Origin of the sequence: Kitasatospora sp. NPDC088548 (assembly GCF_044753005.1) — a bacterium.
Classification (GTDB): Bacteria; Actinomycetota; Actinomycetes; order Streptomycetales; family Streptomycetaceae; genus Kitasatospora.
This window is the reverse complement of sequence record NZ_JBIVMI010000011.1, coordinates 156173-175346: the sequence shown is the minus strand read 5'-3', so window position 1 is coordinate 175346 and position 19174 is coordinate 156173. Positions and strand designations below refer to the sequence as shown.

Sequence of the window (19174 nt, the reverse complement as noted above, 5' to 3'; positions counted from 1 at the left end):
GAAGTTAAGACTCCGCTGTTGACGGCCGCGACGAAAGGTTCAGACCATCGGACTGTCAATCACATGAGCCCGGGCGTGTCGAGAGGGGGGAGTCAGCCCCGGACGGACGGCTGCTCGGGAACCGCCGACCGACTCAAAGGCCGTACAGGCAACGGGCGTTGTCCGCGGCGACCTGCCGGGCGAGGCGCTGCGCGTCCGCCGCCGAGCAGGCGCCGTCGGCCCGCCAGCCGGCCAGCAGGGCACCCAGGCCGTGCCGGAACTGGGCCGCGCCGACCAGGTACAGCTCCGGCAGCCCGTAGGCGTCGGTGGAGAACAACAGTTTGCCGAACGGTGCCAGCTCCAGCATCTCGCCGAGCACCGCCGCCGCGCGCGGCCCGACGTAGGAGGCCGTCAGCCCGAGATCGGTGTAGACCCGGGGGAACGCCTGGGCCAGCCAGGCCGCCTGCCGGTGGTACGGATAGCCGTGCAGCAGCACCAGCGGGACGCCGCTCGGCTCGGCGGCCCGGACGAAGTCGGTCAGCAGGGACGGGTCGGCCCGGTGCAGGGTGAGGTCCGGATCGCCGAAGCCGGTGTGCAGTTGGAGCGGCAGACCGAGGTCCGCGCAGACCTCCAGGGCCGTCCAGAGCAGGTGGTGCAGCAGCACCGGATCGGTCAGCCGGCCGCGCCCCGCCCGCAGCCACTCCCCCGCGGCGGCGACCACCGCCGTCGGGGCGGGCCGCTCGGCGGGCACCGCGAGACCGTACCGGTAGGCGAGCACCGACTTGACCGCCACCGCACCGGCGGCGGCCGCCGCCAGCGCCTCCCGTACCGCGAGCGGCCAGGCCTGCGCCGTCGCCGAGACCGCCTGGGCCACCGACTCCAGCCGCACCACCTCGCGCACCCGGGCGCCGGCCACCTCGGCGAACTCGCTGAGCGGGAGCAGCTGGTGGCCGGCCGCCGTGGTCAGCCCGGTGTCCACCAGGCAGGTGTCCAGCGCGGCGGCCGCGAGCAGCCGCCGGGCGGCCTCGGGAGCGCCGAGCTCGCGCCGCCGGGCCAGGTAGTCGGCGGCCGGGGCGTGGCAGGGCAGCCCGAGCGCGGGCGGGCACCAGCGCCGGACCGCCAGGCCGAGTGCGCTGTCGAACGGCGAGGTGCCGGGGGCGGGCGGCCGGTCGGACTCGGTGAGCAGCCCGGCCAGGGCGTCGTCGGCCAGATCGGCCACCGCCACGCTGTGGCAGTGGTGGTCGAGCAACGCCGGGACATCCAGCGAGTCCACAGGTCAGTACCGCCAGCGGGTGGCCGCGGCCAGCTGCTCGGGGGTGGCCGCGGCGTACTGCTCGCTCTCGGCCCGGCGGACGGCCAGCACCGCCTCGTACAGCGGCTCACCGAGCGCCTCGCGGAGCACCGCCGACTTCTCGTACGCCGCGATCGCCTCGGCCGGGCTCGCGGGCAGCCGGGGCACCGTGCCGGGCGCGGCCTCGGCCGGATCACCGGTGAACTCCGGTGGCAGCGCGAGCCGTTGGTCCAGCCCTGCGAGGCCGGTGGCGAGCACCGCGCCGACCGCCAGGTACGGATTGGCGGTGGCGTCGAAGCACTTGACCTCGGCGTTGGCCGCGGTGGCCCGCTCGCCGGAGGAGCCGGTGATCAGCCGCAGGGCGGCCTCGCGGTTCTCCAGACCCCAGCACTGGTAGGCGCCGGCCCAGTGCGAGGGCACCAGCCGCAGATAGCCGGCGGGGCTGGAGGAGCCGAGCACCAGCAGCTCGGGCAGCGCGCCGAGCACCCCGGCGAGGAAGCCCTCGGCCTCCACCGTCAGCCCGTGCGGTCCGGCGCCGCCCCGGCCGAGGTTCCGCCCGTCGCGCCAGAGGCTGAGGTGGAGGTGGCCGCCGTTGCCGACCGCGCCGGGCTCGACCACGGGAGCGAAGGAGACCCGCAGGCCGTGCCGGGCGGAGACGGCCCGCACGGTGTGCCGGACCAGCACGGAGGCGTCGGCCGCGCCGACCGGGCCCTCGGGGGCGACCGACACCTCGAACTGGCCCGGGGAGTACTCGGGGTGGATCTGCAGCACCGTCAGGCCCTGCTCGCCGAGGGCGCGCAGCACGTCCCCGAGGTAGTCGGAGAGGTCGGTCAGGCGGTGCATGCCGTAGGCCGGGCCGTCCGTCGGGTAGCGCAGGCCCTCCTGGGGCGCTCCGGCGCGGGCGACCACCCACTCGACCTCGATGCCGGCCTTGAGACTCAGGCCGCGCGCGGCCGCGGCGGCCTCCATCCGGCGGGCGAACAGCCGCTGGCACCCGGGGTGCGGGTCCCCCGTCTGCGTGTACCTCTCCCCCGGCGCCCAGGCCCAGCCGGGCTGGGCGGCCAGCGGGACGATCCGGTCGAGGGCCGGGTAGAGCCGCAGATCACCCGTCGGGCCGCCGATGATCCGGCTGGTGGTGATCGTGTCGTCGGCCAGGAAGACGTCGAAGCAGGGCGCGGTGCCGACGCCCCACTGCGCGGCGTGCACCAGCCCACCGAGCGGGACGGCCTTCACCCGGGTGATGCCCGCGTTGTCCACCCAGGTGACGGCCACCGCGTCCACCCCGGCCACGCGCAGCCGCTCGGTGGCCGCCTCCGCCCGCTCGCCGCGCTCGGCGCGCGGCGGCAGGGCGACGGCGCCGAGGTGGCCGCCGAGGCCGGTGGCGGGCGGCTCGGCGGGGCCCGCGGCAACGGTTCCGGTGCTCATGCCCCCATGCTGCCGGGCCCGTTGACCCCGGGGAATTCCTCTATCGGGTGATTGGAGTGGACGCCTGTCCGCCCGTTCACTCGTCCGGGTTGAACAGGGCCACCAAGTCCCCTGCGGTGAGCCGCTCCACGGTGTCGGGCGCGGCGTCCGACGGGCCCGGGTACAGCCGGTAGGCGGCGCCGGTGAGGCCTGCGGGGACGGGCACATCGGCGTGCACCAGCGCGGTGAACGCCCGGGCGCCGGTGAGCCGTTCGGCGAGCAGCCGGACGGTGTCGTCGGCCGGCCCGTCGGTCCGGTCGTCGGGCTCGTGCCGGGCGCGCAGCCGCTCGGCGAAGGCCGCCACCGGCTCGCCCCCGGCCCGGCGGTAGGCGCTCAGCGCGGTGCCGGTGCGGCCGCGGACCAGGACCTCGTCGGTACGGGCGGCGGCGGTGGCGCAGGCGAGGTCCCAGAGCGTGGCGCGGGAGCCCCCGGCGAAGTGCGCCAGCACGTCGGCGGCGAGCACGCCGATCCGGTCCCGGTGCCGCCAGACGTTGTGGAAGCCGCCCGAGGCACTGGTGTTGAGGTCCGTCCAGACGTACTCGCGCTGGGTCAGGTCGACGATCATCGGGACACAGACCCTGGCGTCGCCGGCCAGGTCGAGGCGCTGGCGGACGTCCTTCGGCCGGAAGCTGCTCCGGCGGTACTTCGCGGTCTCGGTGGCGTCAAGGTCCAGGAAACCGGCGAAGGCGTCGGTGAGGTCCTCGAAGGGGATGTCGTTGTAGCTGAAGACGATCGTCACCGCGTAGCGCGCCCCGGCCGCGGCCAGCACGAGCAGGTCGAGGTCGACGAACTCGGTGGCGCCGTGCGGCGGCGGGGCCGAGGTGAGGTCGCCCGAGTGCACCGCCGCGCGCGGGCCGTGCACCAGGTGGGTGTAGTCACAGAGGCCGACGAACCGCCACTGGTCGTCGTAGAGGGCGACCGACAGATCCAGGTCGACGCGTTGGCGCGGGGTCTGCATCCAGTGCAGGAAGAGCCGCACCCGCCGGCCGTCCGGGAGCCGCTGCACGCTGCCGCGCGGCAGCGCCACCAGCGTTTTGGCGCTGGCCCGTTCGGCGAACGGGACGACCAGGTCGGCCAGGCCCTCGTCCAGCACCGCGAGGTCGAGGCGCTCGTGCGCACCCGCCCGGCGCAGCAGTTCGGCCTCGATCAGGGCGCAGACCGGTGCGCTGAGGGCGGCCGGGACGACGGTGCCCCAGTCGTCGCGGGCGTGGGCCAGCGAGACCCGGCCGCGCGGGAAGTACAGCCGGCGCTCGCCGAGTTCACGCGCGGCGCGCAGCCGACCGTACGCGCCGAGCAGCGGGCCGGGCGCGACCTTGCGCAGCGCGCCCGGCAGCGCCCCGGCGAGCGCGGCGGGCAGCGGTTCGGCCGGGCTCCAGGTGGCGTGCACCCGCAGCAGGTGGTGCAGTCGGCGGACCAGCTCGCCCGGGCGGGCGGTCAGCAGCCGGACGGCGGCGGGCACGTCACCGACGGCGAGGGCCTGTTCGACCCGGCCCGCGAAGGTGGTGACGGCCAGCCTGGTGTGGCCGCCCGGGGTCTCGGCGACCCGCAGCGGCGCGGGCGCGTCGCGCAGTTCGGCGCCGAGGCCGTGCAGGTCGAGGTCGCTCTGCCGGAGCACGGCGAACGCGGCGGCGGCGTACGGGAAGCGGGCCCGGTGCTCGTAGGGGTGCAGCAGTTCGCCGGCCCGCAGCCAGGCGAACCGGTGGCGGCCGAGGTCCTCGGCCAGGGTGCCGAGCGGCAACGCGTCGAGGGCGGCGAGCAGTTCGCGGCGGAGCGGGCGGGGCAGGTTGCGCAGCCGCAGGCCCTTGGCGGTGGCGGGCAGCAGGTCGGGCTCGGCGCCGGACCAGGCCCAGATCAGCCGCAGTACGTCGGTGGCGATGGTGAGGCGGTCGGCGAGCAGTGGGCGGGCGGTGGCCTGGTCGCGGTGGAGCAGGGCGGCCAGGACGCTCGCGCGGCTCTCCCGGACGGGGATGTCGACGGGCAGCCAGTCGGCCGGATCGGAGGGGGCGTGGTCGAGCAGCAGGGCGAGGTCTTCGCGGTCCTGCGGGTCGAGCGGGGTGCGGCGCCCGAGCAGCCGGGCCAGTTCGGCGGCGGCCACGGCGGCCGGGTCGGCGCCCTCGGCGAGGCGCAGCGGGCGCAGCAGGCTGTCGCGGGGGTGCTCGCGGGCTGCGTTGCGGACGGCCTTGGCGTCCAGCGGGAGGTGGCGTTCCCCGTCGACCGGGGTGCTGCAGAGCAGGCATCGCGCCCCGCGCGGCCAGAGGGCCTCGGCGTCCTGGTAGCAGTCGTCGCAGAGCAGGTGGGCACAGGGCGCGAGGGCGCCGATGCCGGCCTCGGCGCCGGTGCGGTCGCACCAGGAGCAGGGCTGGTTCGGCTGGTTGAGCAGGAAGGCGCGGATGTGCGCGGAGTAGGTGGCGTGCGCGTGGGCCGGGACCGTCTCCGGGAAGCGGCGGAACAGCGGCTGGTGCTTGCGGTCGGCGCCGAGCAGGGCGTCGATCCGGCGCAGCAGTTCCGCTCCGGCGTCGGCCAGGGCGGCCGGGCGGAGCCGTCCGAGCGCGGCGCGCAGCGGCCCGGTCAGCAGGAAGCCGCGCTGCGCGAGGTCGGCCTCCAGGGCGATCAGCCCCGACGCGTTGGAGGGGTCCGGCTCTCCCGGGGCCGCCCCGGCGGCGACCACGACCGCCCCGTGCCGGCGCAGCAGGTAGGCGTCCAGACCGGTGTCGGGCGTGGCGGTGCTCTGCTTCTTCACTGGTGTCCCCCGGGGATATGACGAAGCGGGGGCGGAGAGTGGGCGCACTCGGGTTCATTGTAAGAGATGAGAGGAGAAGGAAGCACGCCGCGGAGCCGCCCCCGCACCGCCACCCTAGCGAAGCCCCCGCCCGACGCCGAACGGATTTCCGGTTCGGTCCCCCCACCCCCTTCCTACTGGCGAGTAGCTTCGCTACAGTGTCCGCACGCACCACCGCCGGGCTTCGGGAGCCGCACCGGCGGGGTCGTCGGCCGGCGCGCGGGATCGTGCGGTACGGGCGGCGGCGGGCGGTGCGTCTTTCACCGGTCCGTGCCGCGATGGGCGGCGGGCCGGGTTTCCTCCTCGTATCAGCGCCGCTTCCTTCACCTTTGAGCGCCTGAGTACCACGGCACACCCGCGGCACGGCCGGAGCGGACCGGCGGCTGCGCCGGTGGGCCGCAACCGTCATCTCCCCAGCCCCGCGCGCGAACCCTCCTCCGGCGGCGGCCGTCCCCGGTGTACGGGCGCGGCGGCGCGCCCGCCGGAGCGCGCGGGCCCTTCATGACAAGGAGTCAGGACAGATGGAGCGTCCCTTTCCCACGGTCGCCGTGGTCGGCCTCGGCACGATGGGTGCCGGTGTCGCGGTCGCGGCCGCGAAGAGCGGCCGCCGGGTGATCGGCATCGAGGCCACCGCGGACTCGGCCGCCCGGGCGCTGGCCCGGATCGAGGAGGCGACCGCCCACGCGGTGGCCCGTGCGCGGATCACCGCCGAGGAGCGGGCCGCGCTGCTCGCGCTGATCTCGGTGGGCCACGCGCTGGAGGCCGCCGCGGCGGCGGACCTGGTGATCGAGGAGGTCCCCGAGCAACTGGAGCTGAAGCGGGAGCTGTTCGCCGCACTGGACCGGATCTGCCCGGCGGAGACGGTGCTGGCCACCGGCACCACCGCCCTGTCGGTGACCCGGATCGCCGCCGCCACCACCCGCCCGGAGCGGGTGCTGGGGCTGCACTTCTTCAACCCGGTGCACACCATGAAGCTGGTCGAGGTGGTCCGCACCGTGCTGACCGCCCCGCAGGTGGCCGAGGACGCCGCCGCGTTCTCCCGCGACCTGGGCAAGGAGCCGGTGGCGGCGGGCGACCGGGCCGGCTTCGTGGTGAACGGGCTGCTCTTCGCCTATCTGAACCAGGCCGCCGCGATGTACGAGTCCCGGTACGCCACCCGGGAGGACATCGACGCCGCGATGCGGCTCGGCTGCGGCCTGCCGATGGGCCCGCTGGCGCTGCTCGACCTGATCGGCGTGGACACCGCCCGCACCGTGCTGGAGGCGATGTACGAGCAGTCCAGGGACCGGCTGCACGCGCCCGCGCCGATCCTCGGCCAGCTGGTGGCGGCCGGGCTGCTGGGCCGCAAGACCGGCCGCGGCTTCTACACCTACGAGGCGCCGGGCTCGTCCAGGACGGTCGACGCGGCGACCGCCGGCACCGCGGCGCGGGTGCCGGGCCGGGAGGTGCGCGACGTCGGAGTCTGCGGCTCGGGCACCATGGCCACCGGCATCGCCGAGGTGTTCGCCAAGGCCGGGTACCCGGTGCTGCTGGCCGCCCGCGGCCAGGAGAAGGCCGACCGGGCCAAGGCGCGGCTCGCCGGGTCGCTGGAGCGCTCGGTCTCCCGGGGCCGGCTGACGGCGGACCAGCGGGACGCGGCGCTGGCGCTGGTGACACCGGTCGACCGGTACACCGAGCTGGCCGGGGTGGACCTGGTGGTCGAGGCGGTGGCCGAGGACCTGGCGGTCAAGCGCGAGCTGTTCGCCACCCTGGACAAGATCGTCAAGCCCGGCGCGGTGCTCGCCACCACCACCTCCTCGCTGCCGGTGATCAGCTGCGCCACGGCCACCTCGCGGCCGCAGGACGTGATCGGGATGCACTTCTTCAACCCGGCGCCGGCGATGCGGCTGGTCGAGGTGGTCTCCACGGTGCTGACCGCGCCGGACGTCACCACGACCGTGCTGGAGCTGTGCGCGGCGGTGCGCAAGCACCCCGTGGAGTGCGGCGACCGGGCCGGGTTCATCGTGAACGCGCTGCTCTTCCCGTACCTGAACGACGCGGTGCGGATGCTGCAGGAGCACTACGCGACGGTGGACGACATCGACACCGCGATGAAGCTGGGCTGCGGCTATCCGATGGGTCCGTTCGAACTGCTGGACGTGGTCGGCCTGGACGTCTCGCTGACCATCGAGCAGGTGCTGCACCAGGAGTTCCGCGAGCCGGGTCTGGCGGCGGCGCCACTGCTGGAGCACCTGGTGGCGGCCGGCTGCCTGGGCCGCAAGACCGGCCGCGGCTTCCGCGACCACGCGCGCCGGTGACCGCGCCGTCGACCGGGGGCGCCGGGCCCCGCGGCGCGGTGCCGCACGGGTCCCCGCCGCCCGGCTGGAGCCCCGGGGCGGTGGCCGCCCGATGGCCGAGACCGGCCGTGACCGGCCCGGTTCCGCCGGTGCGCCGGGGAAGGCCGGCCACCCCGGCGTCGGGGACGTGTAGCGTTCCGGACATGGATCGGGTTCAGTCAGCCTCCCCACAGCACGCCGCCGTACCGCGCGGCGCCGACCGGCCGGCCGGGTCCGGCCCCGCCGTCCCCGACACCGGCCCGGGCAGCCGCCGGGCGGCCGCGCAGCGCCAGCAGATGCGCCAGGACCTGGCGACGGCGGCGATGGAGCTGTTCGCCTCGCAGGGCTACGAGGAGACCACGGTCGATCAGATCGCGGCGGCCGCCGGGGTGGCCCGACGCACCTTCTTCCGGTACTTCCGGTCCAAGGAGGAGGCGATCTTCCCGGACCACGACGACACCCTGGTCCGGGTGGCCGACCTGCTGGCCAGCGCCGAGCCCGAGGAGCACCCGCTGGACGTGGTCTGCCGGGGCATCAAGGAGGTGCTGCGGATGTACGCCTCCACCCCCTCGGTGTCGGTCGCGCGGTACCAGCTGATCCGTCAGGTCCCGGCGCTGCGCGAGCGGGAGATCGCGGTGGTGGCCCGGTACGAGCGGTTGTTCACCCGCTATCTGCTGGGGCGGTTCGACACCCGCGAGTCCATCCCGTCGGGCTGGCAGCGCGGCGGTGAGGACGACTCGATGCTGGCCGAGGTCTCGGCGGCGGCGGTCGTGGCGGCGCACAACCACGTGCTGCGGCGCTGGCTGCGGGCCGGCGGGCGGGGGGACGTGGAGGCGCAGCTGGACCACTCCTTCGAGGTGATCCGGCGGACCTTCTGGGCCGCCTCGGAGCCCGGCCCGCGACGGCGTGGGTCGCTGGTGGCACCCGGTGCCAGTGTGACGCCGCTGGAGACGGCGGCCCGGAGCGCACTGAGTGCCAGCCCCGGAGGTGAGGTGCTCATCACAGTGGCCAGGACGGACGCCCCGCTGGACGTGGTGGTGGACAGCATCAGGGCTGCGCTGATCAGCGCCAAGGAGGCCTGAGCAGTAGCGTCTTCGCAGGTCGAAGCGGTTTCACAGGGCTTTGGGGGCCCGCGCCGGAGGGTCGGCGCGGGCCCCTTCCGCGTCTGCGGGCACCCGGTCGAACACGGATCCGGTTCACCCGAATTGATGACACCCGGTGTCTTTACGCGTGGCACAGGGTGCCACTACCTTGTTACCCACCAGTCGCGGCGCCGCGGCTCCCACCTCGGCGCGCCGTCGTCCGGCGTTCCCACACCCCGGGAGCTCTGCCCTACGCCAGGCACCAGCCGGGCGCACGCCAGGCCCACCCCGCCAGACCACCCACCACCCACCTCAGCGAAGCCGGTGTCCGCTCCCGGCTCCCCCAGACGCCCTGTGCTCCCTCGGCACAGGTACGCCTTCGGAGGCAGCCATGAAGGAAATCCTCGACGCGATCCTCAGCTCCGACAGCACGTCCGCGGACTTCGCCGCGCTCAGACTGCCGGAGTCCTACCGGGCGGTGACGCTCCACAAGGACGAGGAGCAGATGTTCGCGGGCCTCGACAGCCGCGACAAGGACCCCCGCACGTCCCTCCACCTCGACGAGGTCGCCCTGCCCGAGCTGGGCCCCGGCGAGGCGCTGGTCGCCGTCATGGCCAGCGCCGTGAACTACAACACGGTGTGGAGCTCGATCTTCGAACCGGTCTCCACCTTCGGCTTCCTGGAGCGCTACGGCCGCCTCTCGCCGCTCACCAGGCGCCACGACCTGCCCTACCACGTGGTCGGCTCGGACCTCGCGGGCGTGGTCCTGCGCACCGGCGCCGGGGTCAACGCCTGGAAGCCGGGCGACGAGGTGGTCGCCCACTGCCTCTCGGTCGAGCTGGAGTCCTCCGACGGCCACAACGACACGATGATGGACCCGGAGCAGCGGATCTGGGGCTTCGAGACCAACTTCGGCGGCCTGGCCCAGCTGGCCCTGGTGAAGACCAACCAGCTGATGCCCAAGCCCGCCCACCTGACCTGGGAGGAGGCCGCCTCCCCCGGTCTGGTCAACTCCACCGCCTACCGCCAGCTGGTCTCGCAGAACGGCGCGGGCCTGAAGCAGGGCGACAACGTGCTGATCTGGGGCGCCAGCGGCGGCCTCGGCTCGTACGCCACCCAGTACGCGCTGGCCGGCGGCGCCACCCCGATCTGTGTGGTCTCCAACGACCAGAAGGCCGAGATCTGCCGGGCGATGGGCGCCGAGGCGATCATCGACCGCTCCGCCGAGGGCTACCGGTTCTGGAAGGACGAGAACACCCAGGACCCGCGCGAGTGGAAGCGCCTCGGCGGGCGGATCCGCGAGCTGACCGGCGGCGAGGACGTGGACATCGTCTTCGAGCACCCCGGCCGCGAGACCTTCGGCGCGAGCGTCTACGTCACCCGCAAGGGCGGCACCATCGTCACCTGCGCCTCCACCTCCGGCTACATGCACTCGTACGACAACCGGTACCTGTGGATGTCGCTCAAGCGCATCGTCGGCTCGCACTTCGCCAACTACCGCGAGGCCTGGGAGGCCAACCGCCTGATCGCCAAGGGGAAGATCCACCCGACGCTGTCCAAGGTCTACCCGCTGGAGCAGACCGGCCAGGCCGCCCTCGACGTCCACCACAACAAGCACCAGGGCAAGGTCGGCGTGCTCTGCCTCGCCCCCGCCGAGGGCCTGGGCGTGCGCGACGCCGAGCTGCGCGCGAAGCACCTGCCGGCCATCAACCTGTTCCGCGAGGTCTCCGAGCGGGCGGCAGAGCCGAGCCGGGGCCTCTGATGGCAGACCGCGACCGCCCCTGGCTGATGCGGACCTACGCCGGCCACTCCACCGCGAGCGACTCCAACGCCCTCTACCGGCGGAACCTGGCGAAGGGTCAGACCGGTCTCTCCGTCGCCTTCGACCTGCCGACCCAGACCGGCTACGACTCCGACCACGTCCTCGCCCGCGGCGAGGTCGGCCGGGTCGGCGTCCCGGTCGGCCACGTCGGGGACATGCGCACCCTGTTCGAGGGCATCCCGCTCGACCGGACCAACACCTCGATGACGATCAACGCCACCGCGATGTGGCTGCTGGCGCTCTACCAGGTGGTCGCCGAGGAGCAGGGCGCCGACATCTCCGGGCTCACCGGCACCACCCAGAACGACATCGTCAAGGAGTACCTCTCGCGGGGGACGCACGTCTTCCCGCCGGGCCCCTCGGTGCGCCTGATCACCGACATGATCGCCTACACGGTCGGGCGCCTCCCCAAGTGGAACCCGATCAACATCTGCAGCTACCACCTCCAGGAGGCCGGTGCCACCCCGGTCCAGGAGATCGCCTACGCGATGTGCACCGCCATCTCGGTGCTGGACGCGGTCCGCGACTCCGGCCAGGTGCCGGCCGAGCGGATGGGCGAGGTGGTCGCCCGGATCTCCTTCTTCGTCAACGCCGGCGTGCGCTTCGTCGAGGAGATGTGCAAGATGCGCGCCTTCGCCCGGCTCTGGGAGAAGGTCACGCTGGAGCGCTACGGCATCCAGGACGCCAAGCAGCGCCGCTTCCGCTACGGCGTCCAGGTCAACTCGCTGGGCCTGACCGAGGCCCAGCCGGAGAACAACGTCCAGCGGATCGTGCTGGAGATGCTCGCCGTCACGCTCTCCAAGGACGCCCGCGCCCGGGCCGTCCAGCTGCCCGCGTGGAACGAGGCGCTCGGCCTGCCCCGCCCCTGGGACCAGCAGTGGTCGCTGCGAATCCAGCAGGTGCTCGCCTACGAGTCCGACCTGCTGGAGTACGGGGACCTCTTCAACGGCTCCGAGGTGGTCGAGGCCAAGACCGCCGAGCTGCTGGCCGGCGCCGAGGCCGAGATCGCCAAGGTGCTGGAGATGGGCGCCCGGGCGGGCAACCGGGGCATCATCCCGGCCGTCGAGTCCGGCTACCTCAAGTCCAGCCTGGTCGCCTCGCACGCCGCCCGCCGGGCCAGGATCGAGTCCGGCGAGGACAAGATCGTCGGGGTCAACTGCTTCGACACCACCGAGGAGAGCCCGCTCACGGCCGACCTCGACACCGCGATCATGGTGGTCGACCCGGCCGCCGAGCAGTCCGTGCTCGCCGCGCTGGAGGACTGGCGCGCCCGGCGCGACGAGGCCGCCGCCCAGCGGGCGCTGGAGGAGCTCAAGGCCGTCGCCGCCACCGACGCCAACCTGATGGCGCCGACGCTCGACTGCGCCCGGGCCGGGGTCACCACCGGCGAGTGGGCCTTCGCCCTGCGCGAGGTCTTCGGCGAGTACCGCGCGCCCACCGGCGTCGGCGGCGCCCCGGTCGCGGTCGCGGCCGAGCCGGGCGGCGAGCTGGCCGCGGTCCGCGCCGCGGTGGCCGCGACGGCCGCCGAGCTCGGCGCCGGCAAGCTGCGGCTGCTGGTCGGCAAACCCGGGCTGGACGGGCACTCCAACGGCGCCGAGCAGATCGCCGTCCGCGCCCGGGACGCCGGGTTCGAGGTGGTCTACCAGGGCATCCGGCTGACACCCGAGCAGATCGTCTCCGCCGCCGTCGCCGAGGACGTGCACTGCGTGGGCCTGTCGATCCTCTCCGGCGCCCACACCGAGCTGGTTCCCGACGTACTGCGGCGGCTGCGCCGCGCCGGGGTGGAGGATGTCCCGGTGATCGTGGGTGGCATCATCCCGGCAGCGGACGGCGAGGCCCTCAAGGCCGCCGGCGTCGCCGCCGTGTTCACCCCGAAGGACTTCGGCATCACGACCATCATCGGCCGGATCGTGGATGAGATCCGGCTGGCCAACAGGCTCCAGCCGTGGACGCCCGAGCCCGCCGCGACCACCAGCTGACCCCCGGAAGGAACTGACCCGCCCTCATGAGCAACGCCAGCCCGACGCCCGCCGCCGCCTTCGACCGGCTCCGCCCCCGCCGCTCCTGCCTCGCGGTACCGGGCAGCAACCCGCGCTTCCTGGAGAAGGCCCAGGGCCTGCCCGCCGACCAGGTCTTCCTCGACCTCGAGGACGCCTGCGCCCCGCTGGTCAAGGAGAGCGCCCGGCACTCCATCGTCGACGCGCTGAACAACGGCGACTGGGGCGGCAAGACCCGCGTCGTCCGCGTGAACGACTGGACCACCCACTGGACGTACCGCGACGTGATCACCGTCGTCGAGGGCGCCGGCCCGAACCTCGACTGCATCATGCTGCCGAAGGTCCAGGACGCCGAGCAGGTCAGGGCCCTCGATCTGCTGCTCACCCAGATCGAGAAGACCATGGGCTTCGAGGTCGGCCGGATCGGCATCGAGGCGCAGATCGAGAACGCCAAGGGCCTGATCAACGTCGACGCCATCGCCACGGCCTCGCCCCGGCTGGAGACGATCATCTTCGGCCCGGCCGACTTCATGGCCTCGATCAACATGAAGTCCCTGGTGGTCGGCGAGCAGCCGGCCGGCTACCCGGCCGACGCCTACCACTACATCCTGATGCGCATCCTGATGGCCGCCCGGGCCAACGACCTCCAGGCAATCGACGGCCCCTACCTCCAGATCCGCAACCAGGAGGGCTACCGCGAGGTGGCCGGCCGCGCCGCCGCGCTCGGCTTCGACGGCAAGTGGGTACTCCACCCCGACCAGGTCGCCGCCGCGAACGAGATCTTCTCGCCCGCGCAGGAGGACTACGACCACGCCGAGCTGATCCTCGACGCCTACGACTGGTGCACCTCCGAGGAGGGCGGCGCCAAGGGCTCCGCGATGCTCGGCGACGAGATGATCGACGAGGCCAGCCGGAAGATGGCACTGGTCATCGCCGGCAAGGGCCGCGCCGCCGGTCTCAAGCGCACCTCCACGTTCGAGCCCCCGCAGGCCTGACCCCCAGGAGCCCTGATCATGCAGTTCGGACGCACCTACGAGGAGTTCGAGGTCGGCGCGGTCTACAAGCACTGGCCCGGCAAGACGGTCACCGAGTACGACGACCACCTCTTCTGTCTGCTCACCATGAACCACCACCCGCTCCACCTGGACACCAACTACGCCGAGAAGACGACGGACTTCGGCAAGAACGTCGTGGTGGGCAACTACGTCTACTCCCTGCTGCTCGGCATGTCCGTCCCGGACGTCTCAGGGAAGGCCATCGCCAACCTGGAGGTCGAGTCGCTGCGGCACATCGCGCCGACCTTCCACGGCGACACCGTCTACGGCGAGACGACCGTGCTCGACAAGTGGCCGTCCAAGTCCAAGGGCGACCGGGGCATCGTCCACGTCGAGACCAAGGGCTACAAGCAGGACGGCACCGTCGTCTGCGTCTTCCGCCGCAAGGTGATGGTGCCGACCGAGACCTACACCAAGGAGCGCGGGGGCGAACAGCCCGGGCGCCCCACCCCGCAGCCCTAGGACCCCGGACGGGTAGGCCGCCGTCATCGGCCGAACCCCACCCCGGTACGGGGGCCCTGCTGCCGCAGCCACGCCGGCGGGGCCCCCGGCAATCCCCCCCCCCGCTCTTCCGCCCTCACCCCCACCCTCTTCCTCTTCTCCACAGGAGCCGCACGATGGGACGCCTCGCACAGACCAACGGCCTCACCGAGATCCAGCGGGACATCCTCGCCACCGTGCGGGATTTCGTCGACAAGGAGATCATTCCGGTCGCGACCGAGCTGGAGCACCGGGACGAGTACCCGACCGCCATCGTCGAGGGGATGAGGCAGCTCGGCCTCTTCGGCCTCACCATCCCCGAGGAGTACGGCGGCCTCGGGGAGTCGCTGCTGACCTACGCCCTGGTGGTGGAGGAGATCGCCCGCGGCTGGATGTCGGTATCCGGAATCGTCAACACCCACTTCATCGTCGCGCACATGATCAACGCGCACGGCACCCAGGAGCAGAAGGACTACTTTCTGCCGAAAATGGCGGCCGGCGAGATCCGCGGCGCCTTCTCGATGTCCGAACCGGGCCTCGGCTCCGACGTTTCCGCGATCTCCACCAAGGGGGTCCGGGACGGCGACTGCTACGTCCTCAACGGCCAGAAGATGTGGCTCACCAACGGCGGCACCTCCACCCTGGTCGCGGTGCTCTGCAAGACCGACGAGGGCGGCAGCACCCCGTACAAGAACATGACCACCTTCCTGATCGAGAAGACGGCGGGCTTCGGCCCGAACCCGTCCGTCCCCGGCCTGACCGTGCCCGGGAAGATCGAGAAGATGGGATACAAGGGCGTCGACACCACCGAGCTGGTGCTGCAGGACGTCCGCGTCCCGGCCGACCGCGTCCTCGGCGGCGTCCCGGGCCGGGGCTTCTACCAGATGATGGACGGCGTCGAGGTCGGCCGGGTCAACGTGGCCGCCCGCGGCTGCGGCGTCGCCCGCCGCGCCTTCGAGCTGGGCGTCTCCTACGCCCAGCAGCGCTCCACCTTCGGCAAGAAGATCGCCGAGCACCAGGCGATCCAGTTCAAGCTCGCCGAGATGGCCACCAAGGTGGAGGCCGCCCACCAGATGATGGTGATGGCCGCCCGGAAGAAGGACGGCGGCGAGCGCAACGACCTGGAGGCGGGGATGGCCAAGTACCTCGCCTCCGAGTACTGCAAGGAGGTCGTCGAGGACGCCTTCCGCATCCACGGCGGCTACGGTTTCTCCAAGGAGTACGAGATCGAGCGCCTCTACCGGGAGGCCCCGATGCTGCTCATCGGTGAAGGTACTGCGGAGATCCAGAAGATGATCATCGGACGCCGGCTGCTGGAGGAGTACCGCATCGCGGAGTGACCCCCGGGCGGGGGACGCGCCGAGCGGGGGTCTCCCCGGGCAGGCGACTCAACCGACCCGGTGACGGCCGGTCGACGGGCGTGCGGGCCCGTCCCGGCACCGCGCCGTGCCACCAGGAACCCCGGCCTGGTCCGCCGGGAGTCCGGCACGGCCTTCCGGAAGCGGCCGCAGGGCGTACAACTGCTGTCACACGCCCGGCGGCCGCTTCCGCGCGTCCGCGACACGCCCTTGGCGGTCCCCGGTTCCTCCGGGACGCCCGTTGAGACAAGAGTCACCGGCCTCGTCAGGACCCTTGGGAACCGGACCGGGGCGAGCTACGGTCGTACACACAGAAGGCGCGCGAACGCCGCGCACAGGACACATGAACGAGCAGGCGGGTTGCCCACCCACCGTGTGCTCCCGATAGCATCCACCGGGACAGCAGCCGTCCCTTTATTACTCGATCCCCGCGGTGGCCCCCGTCCAGCGGCCATGATCCCCCGCGACAAAGGTCTTCGATGCCCATCAGCCCGTCCCCTCACACCTCCGTCCCGGAAGGCGATGCCCTCGCCGCTCCGACGGCCGGTCGGCGACCCCGCGTGACCATCGCGCGCGGAGCCACCCCCTGGTTCGTCCCCACCCTCGCCACGGCCGCCGTGACCACCGCGCTCACCCGGCGCAGCGGCAAGTGGGCCCTGGCGGCGGTACCCGCCTGCGCGCTCGGCGCGGGCATGCTGTGGTTCTTCCGCGACCCCGAGCGTGAGATCGGCACGGGCAGAGTGATCTCCCCCGCCGACGGCGTGGTGCAGAGCATCGACGCCTGGCCGGACGGCCGCACCCGGGTCGCGATCTTCATGAGCCCGCTCAACGTCCACGTGAACCGCGCGCCGCTGCCGGGCACGGTCACGTCGGTCGAGCACGTGGCGGGCGGCTTCGTGCCCGCGTTCAACAAGGACAGCGACCAGAACGAGCGGGTCGTCTGGCACTTCGACACCGAGCTCGGCGACATCGAGATGGTGCAGATCGCGGGGGCCGTGGCCCGCCGGATCGTGCCGTACGTCGAGGCCGGAACCAAGGTCGAGCAGGGCGATCGGATCGGTCTGATCCGGTTCGGGTCCCGGGTCGACACCTACCTGCCGGCCGGCGTCGAGGTCGGCGTCGAGGTCGGCCAGAAGACCACAGCCGGGGTGACGCGCCTTGACCGTGACTGATCCTGAGACGATCGTCGGCCTGGACGACGAGGAGACGGTTCTGCGCCGCCGCCGCTGGGCGCGCGACCGCGAGCTGCGTGCTCCGCGTTCTCCGCAGCACCTGTCCACCGCCGACTTCCTGACCCTGGGGAACGCCGTCTGCGGCTTCCTGGCGATCTACTCGATCACCACCGGGGTCCTGGTCCCGCACATCACCAACCCGGACGTCGCTCCGGACCGGCACAGCGCCGCCACCGCGGTGACGCTGCTGCTGATCGGCTCGATGTGCGACCTCTTCGACGGGCTGGTGGCGCGCAAGCTGCGCTCCTCCGCCCTCGGGGCCGAACTCGACAACCTGGCCGACCTGATCAGCTTCGGCATCGCGCCGGCCTACTTCGTCGCGGTCTGGGGCATGGTCTCGCCGGGCTCCGACAGCCGGCTCTCCGCCCTGATCGCACTGACGGTCCTGCTGTCGGTGGTGCTGCGGCTGGCCCGCTTCTCGGCCGTGAAGATGCGCCCGGGGGTGTTCCAGGGCATGCCCTGCCCGATGGGCGCCATGACGGTGATCGCCATCGTGCTGCTGGACCCGCCGTTCCTGCCCGGCCTGCTGGCCATCGCGGGCACCGCGTACCTGATGATGAGCCGCATCGAGTACCCGAAGCCGCAGGGGCTGCTGGCCACCGCCACGCTCTGCTGGATCGTGGTCTCGATCGGCTGCCTGGCGGCCTGGGCGACCGGCCTGCCCGGCGGCGACATGCTGCTGCACATCGGCGCCTTCGCCCAGATCACGCTGGCCGCGATGGCTCCGCTGCTGGTCATCCGCCGCAAGGTGGGCCAGAAGGTCGGCGACGTCCGCGCCCGCCGCGCGGAGTCCCGGATCGGCTGACCGGCCGCACGCGCGACCGCATGACGGAGGGCCCGGATCCACTGGATCCGGGCCCTCCGTCATGTCCTGGGCCCTGAGCCCTGGAGCCTGGGGACCGCCGGCCGGGTTACGCCCCGCCGCGGTGGACGCTGAACGCCGAACGGCGGGCCGCGCGGGCCACGCCCGGGTCCGGGTGGACACCGGAGACGGCGGTCAGCACCGAGGCGGCCCGGGGGTGCCCGGACTGCCTGGCGCGGGCGAACAGCCGGACCGGGTCACCCGCCGAGGCGCCCTCGACATGGCCGACCAGCAGATCCGTCTCCCCGTGGTCGAGTACGGCGGCGGCGGTGTCCACCCAGAGCCAGGCGGCGTCCTCCGCGCCCAGCACATCGGCCGGGGAGACCCCCTCGTCCGACTGCTCGGCCAGCCAGAGCAGCGCGTACGGGCGCAGCACCGGCTCGTCCACCGCGGCGCGGACGGCCTGTTCGGCGGTGCTGCCGGCCACCCGGAGCGCCTCGAAGGCCAGGCCGCGGACCAGCGCGTCGTCGCCCTGGGCGGCGTCCAGCAGCTCGGCCACGGCCCGGTCGGCCGGACGGGCGGCGACCCAGGCGCGGAACTCGGCCCGGGCCGGGCCCGGCGAGTAGTCGGCGCAGGCGTTGAGCAGTTCGAAGGCGCTCTGCTCGATGTGGCCGGCGGCGGTCTGCGCGACGGTGCAGATCTCCTCCAGCTTGGCCCGCACCGCCCAGTGCCCGAGCGGCGAGAGTTCGGCGGCCTCGTCCCGGCGGACCACGGCGCCGACGGCGGCCAGGCCGTCCAGCATCCAGTCCAGGACGGCGGCGACGTCGGACGGCGCGGCCGGGGTGTCGATCTGCGGCTCGCGGCAGGTGCCGCGGACGGCGGACACGGCGGAGGCGGCGTGCGGGATGGGCGAGAGGCCCAGCGCACCGGCGCCACCGCCGACCCGGCGCTCGTCCAGGCCCCGGCGCAGCAGCTCCAGCAGTTCGCTGTCGGCGACCGGGCCGGCCACCAGGTGCAGGAAGGAGAGCAGCTGCGGCGCCTGGTCGACGGCCTGCCCGGCGAGCACCGCGAAGACGCCGCGCAGCGCGGCGGGCGGGACGGGGGCGAGCAGCGTCCAGGCGTCGAACAGCGCCGACCAGCCGCGGACCACGGCCTCGTCGTCGTGCTCCCAGGCGTGCAGGCGCCAGCCGGGGGCGGCGCCGCCGTCCCTGGCCTCGACCAGGCCGACCAGCAGGGCCTGGCCCCAGGCCCGGGCCGCGGCGCCCACCGTCATGGCGAGTGCCCGGCCGGCGGCGCGGGCGTCCTCGGGGAGCAGTTCGCCGCGCTTGTCGACCTCGGAGAGTTCGCCGGCCCAGCGGGCGATCCGGACGGCGTCGACGAGCATCCGACGGGCCAGCGGAGCGAGCTCGGCGGGGGCCGGGAAGCCCTCCGGTACGGGGACCCGGCCTCGGCCGGGAGCGGGTGCGGGGCCTCGTCGGCGGGGTACGCCGGGAGCGCCCGGCCTGATGCCGGCGGGGC

The 19174-nt window shown here is 73.5% G+C and carries 13 protein-coding genes; 9 read left to right on the top strand and 4 right to left on the bottom strand.

Going from position 1 to position 19174, the window contains the following annotated elements:
* Positions 1-133: 133 nt before the first annotated feature.
* The 3 genes from ACIP82_RS16805 to ACIP82_RS16795 form a co-directional block, all read right to left on the bottom strand.
* Entirely contained in the window at positions 134-1252 is a 1119-nt protein-coding gene (locus tag ACIP82_RS16805; RefSeq protein ID WP_400653987.1) for an amidohydrolase family protein, read from the bottom strand.
* Between the two features lie 3 nt (positions 1253-1255).
* Positions 1256-2695 (bottom strand): glutamine synthetase, encoded by a 1440-nt coding sequence (locus ACIP82_RS16800; protein WP_400653985.1) that lies wholly within the window; start codon positions 2693-2695, stop codon positions 1256-1258.
* A 76-nt stretch (positions 2696-2771) separates the two neighbouring features.
* Positions 2772-5474: an MXAN_6230/SCO0854 family RING domain-containing protein gene (locus tag ACIP82_RS16795; RefSeq protein WP_400653983.1), complete on the bottom strand. Its 2703-nt coding sequence runs from the start codon at positions 5472-5474 to the stop codon at positions 2772-2774.
* 560 nt (positions 5475-6034) lie between these two features.
* Here ACIP82_RS16795 and ACIP82_RS16790 point away from each other — a divergent pair.
* The 9 genes from ACIP82_RS16790 (at position 6035) to ACIP82_RS16750 (ending at position 17659) form a co-directional block, all read left to right on the top strand.
* Positions 6035-7810 (top strand): 3-hydroxybutyryl-CoA dehydrogenase, encoded by a 1776-nt coding sequence (locus ACIP82_RS16790; RefSeq protein WP_363607968.1) that lies wholly within the window; start codon positions 6035-6037, stop codon positions 7808-7810.
* A gap of 182 nt (positions 7811-7992) precedes the next feature.
* Positions 7993-8910 carry a TetR family transcriptional regulator gene (locus ACIP82_RS16785; RefSeq protein ID WP_400653980.1) on the top strand — a complete coding sequence of 306 codons (918 nt, stop codon included), beginning with the start codon at positions 7993-7995 and terminating at the stop codon, positions 8908-8910.
* A gap of 391 nt (positions 8911-9301) precedes the next feature.
* Positions 9302-10672: a crotonyl-CoA carboxylase/reductase gene (ccrA, locus tag ACIP82_RS16780; RefSeq protein ID WP_363607970.1), complete on the top strand. Its 1371-nt coding sequence runs from the start codon at positions 9302-9304 to the stop codon at positions 10670-10672.
* Positions 10672-12711, top strand: a complete 2040-nt coding sequence (locus tag ACIP82_RS16775) for a protein meaA (RefSeq protein WP_400653978.1) — start codon at positions 10672-10674, stop codon at positions 12709-12711. The genes ccrA and ACIP82_RS16775 overlap by 1 nt, the downstream gene beginning before the upstream one ends.
* Before the next feature lie 26 nt (positions 12712-12737).
* Positions 12738-13724, top strand: a complete 987-nt coding sequence (locus tag ACIP82_RS16770; protein ID WP_400653976.1) for an HpcH/HpaI aldolase/citrate lyase family protein — start codon at positions 12738-12740, stop codon at positions 13722-13724.
* An 18-nt stretch (positions 13725-13742) separates the two neighbouring features.
* The gene (locus ACIP82_RS16765; RefSeq protein ID WP_400653974.1) at positions 13743-14246 is read left to right on the top strand and encodes a MaoC family dehydratase; all 504 of its coding nucleotides are present in this window, start codon (positions 13743-13745) and stop codon (positions 14244-14246) included.
* Between the two features lie 155 nt (positions 14247-14401).
* Positions 14402-15604, top strand: a complete 1203-nt coding sequence (locus tag ACIP82_RS16760) for an acyl-CoA dehydrogenase family protein (RefSeq protein ID WP_400653972.1) — start codon at positions 14402-14404, stop codon at positions 15602-15604.
* A gap of 497 nt (positions 15605-16101) precedes the next feature.
* The gene (locus tag ACIP82_RS16755) at positions 16102-16794 is read left to right on the top strand and encodes a phosphatidylserine decarboxylase (RefSeq protein WP_363607975.1); all 693 of its coding nucleotides are present in this window, start codon (positions 16102-16104) and stop codon (positions 16792-16794) included.
* Complete coding sequence (locus ACIP82_RS16750) at positions 16781-17659, top strand: CDP-alcohol phosphatidyltransferase family protein (protein WP_400653970.1); 879 nt, start codon at positions 16781-16783, stop codon at positions 17657-17659. Before ACIP82_RS16755 ends, ACIP82_RS16750 begins: the two co-directional genes overlap by 14 nt.
* A gap of 106 nt (positions 17660-17765) precedes the next feature.
* Here the strand turns inward: ACIP82_RS16750 and ACIP82_RS16745 are convergent, their stop codons facing one another.
* Positions 17766-19040 (bottom strand): hypothetical protein, encoded by a 1275-nt coding sequence (locus ACIP82_RS16745; RefSeq protein ID WP_363607976.1) that lies wholly within the window; start codon positions 19038-19040, stop codon positions 17766-17768.
* Positions 19041-19174: the final 134 nt, after the last annotated feature.

Excerpts from the sequence above, each read along its gene's own strand:
- ACIP82_RS16800 (WP_400653985.1), bottom strand. The coding sequence starts at position 2,695 with ATGAGCACCGGAACCGTTGCCGCGGGCCCCGCCGAGCCGCCCGCCACC.
- ACIP82_RS16790 (WP_363607968.1), top strand. The coding sequence starts at position 6,035 with ATGGAGCGTCCCTTTCCCACGGTCGCCGTGGTCGGCCTCGGCACGATG.
- ACIP82_RS16785 (WP_400653980.1), top strand. The coding sequence starts at position 7,993 with ATGGATCGGGTTCAGTCAGCCTCCCCACAGCACGCCGCCGTACCGCGC.
- ccrA (WP_363607970.1), top strand. The coding sequence starts at position 9,302 with ATGAAGGAAATCCTCGACGCGATCCTCAGCTCCGACAGCACGTCCGCG.
- ACIP82_RS16775 (WP_400653978.1), top strand. The coding sequence starts at position 10,672 with ATGGCAGACCGCGACCGCCCCTGGCTGATGCGGACCTACGCCGGCCAC.
- ACIP82_RS16770 (WP_400653976.1), top strand. The coding sequence starts at position 12,738 with ATGAGCAACGCCAGCCCGACGCCCGCCGCCGCCTTCGACCGGCTCCGC.
- ACIP82_RS16765 (WP_400653974.1), top strand. The coding sequence starts at position 13,743 with ATGCAGTTCGGACGCACCTACGAGGAGTTCGAGGTCGGCGCGGTCTAC.
- ACIP82_RS16760 (WP_400653972.1), top strand. The coding sequence starts at position 14,402 with ATGGGACGCCTCGCACAGACCAACGGCCTCACCGAGATCCAGCGGGAC.
- ACIP82_RS16755 (WP_363607975.1), top strand. The coding sequence starts at position 16,102 with ATGCCCATCAGCCCGTCCCCTCACACCTCCGTCCCGGAAGGCGATGCC.
- ACIP82_RS16745 (WP_363607976.1), bottom strand. The coding sequence starts at position 19,040 with ATGCTCGTCGACGCCGTCCGGATCGCCCGCTGGGCCGGCGAACTCTCC.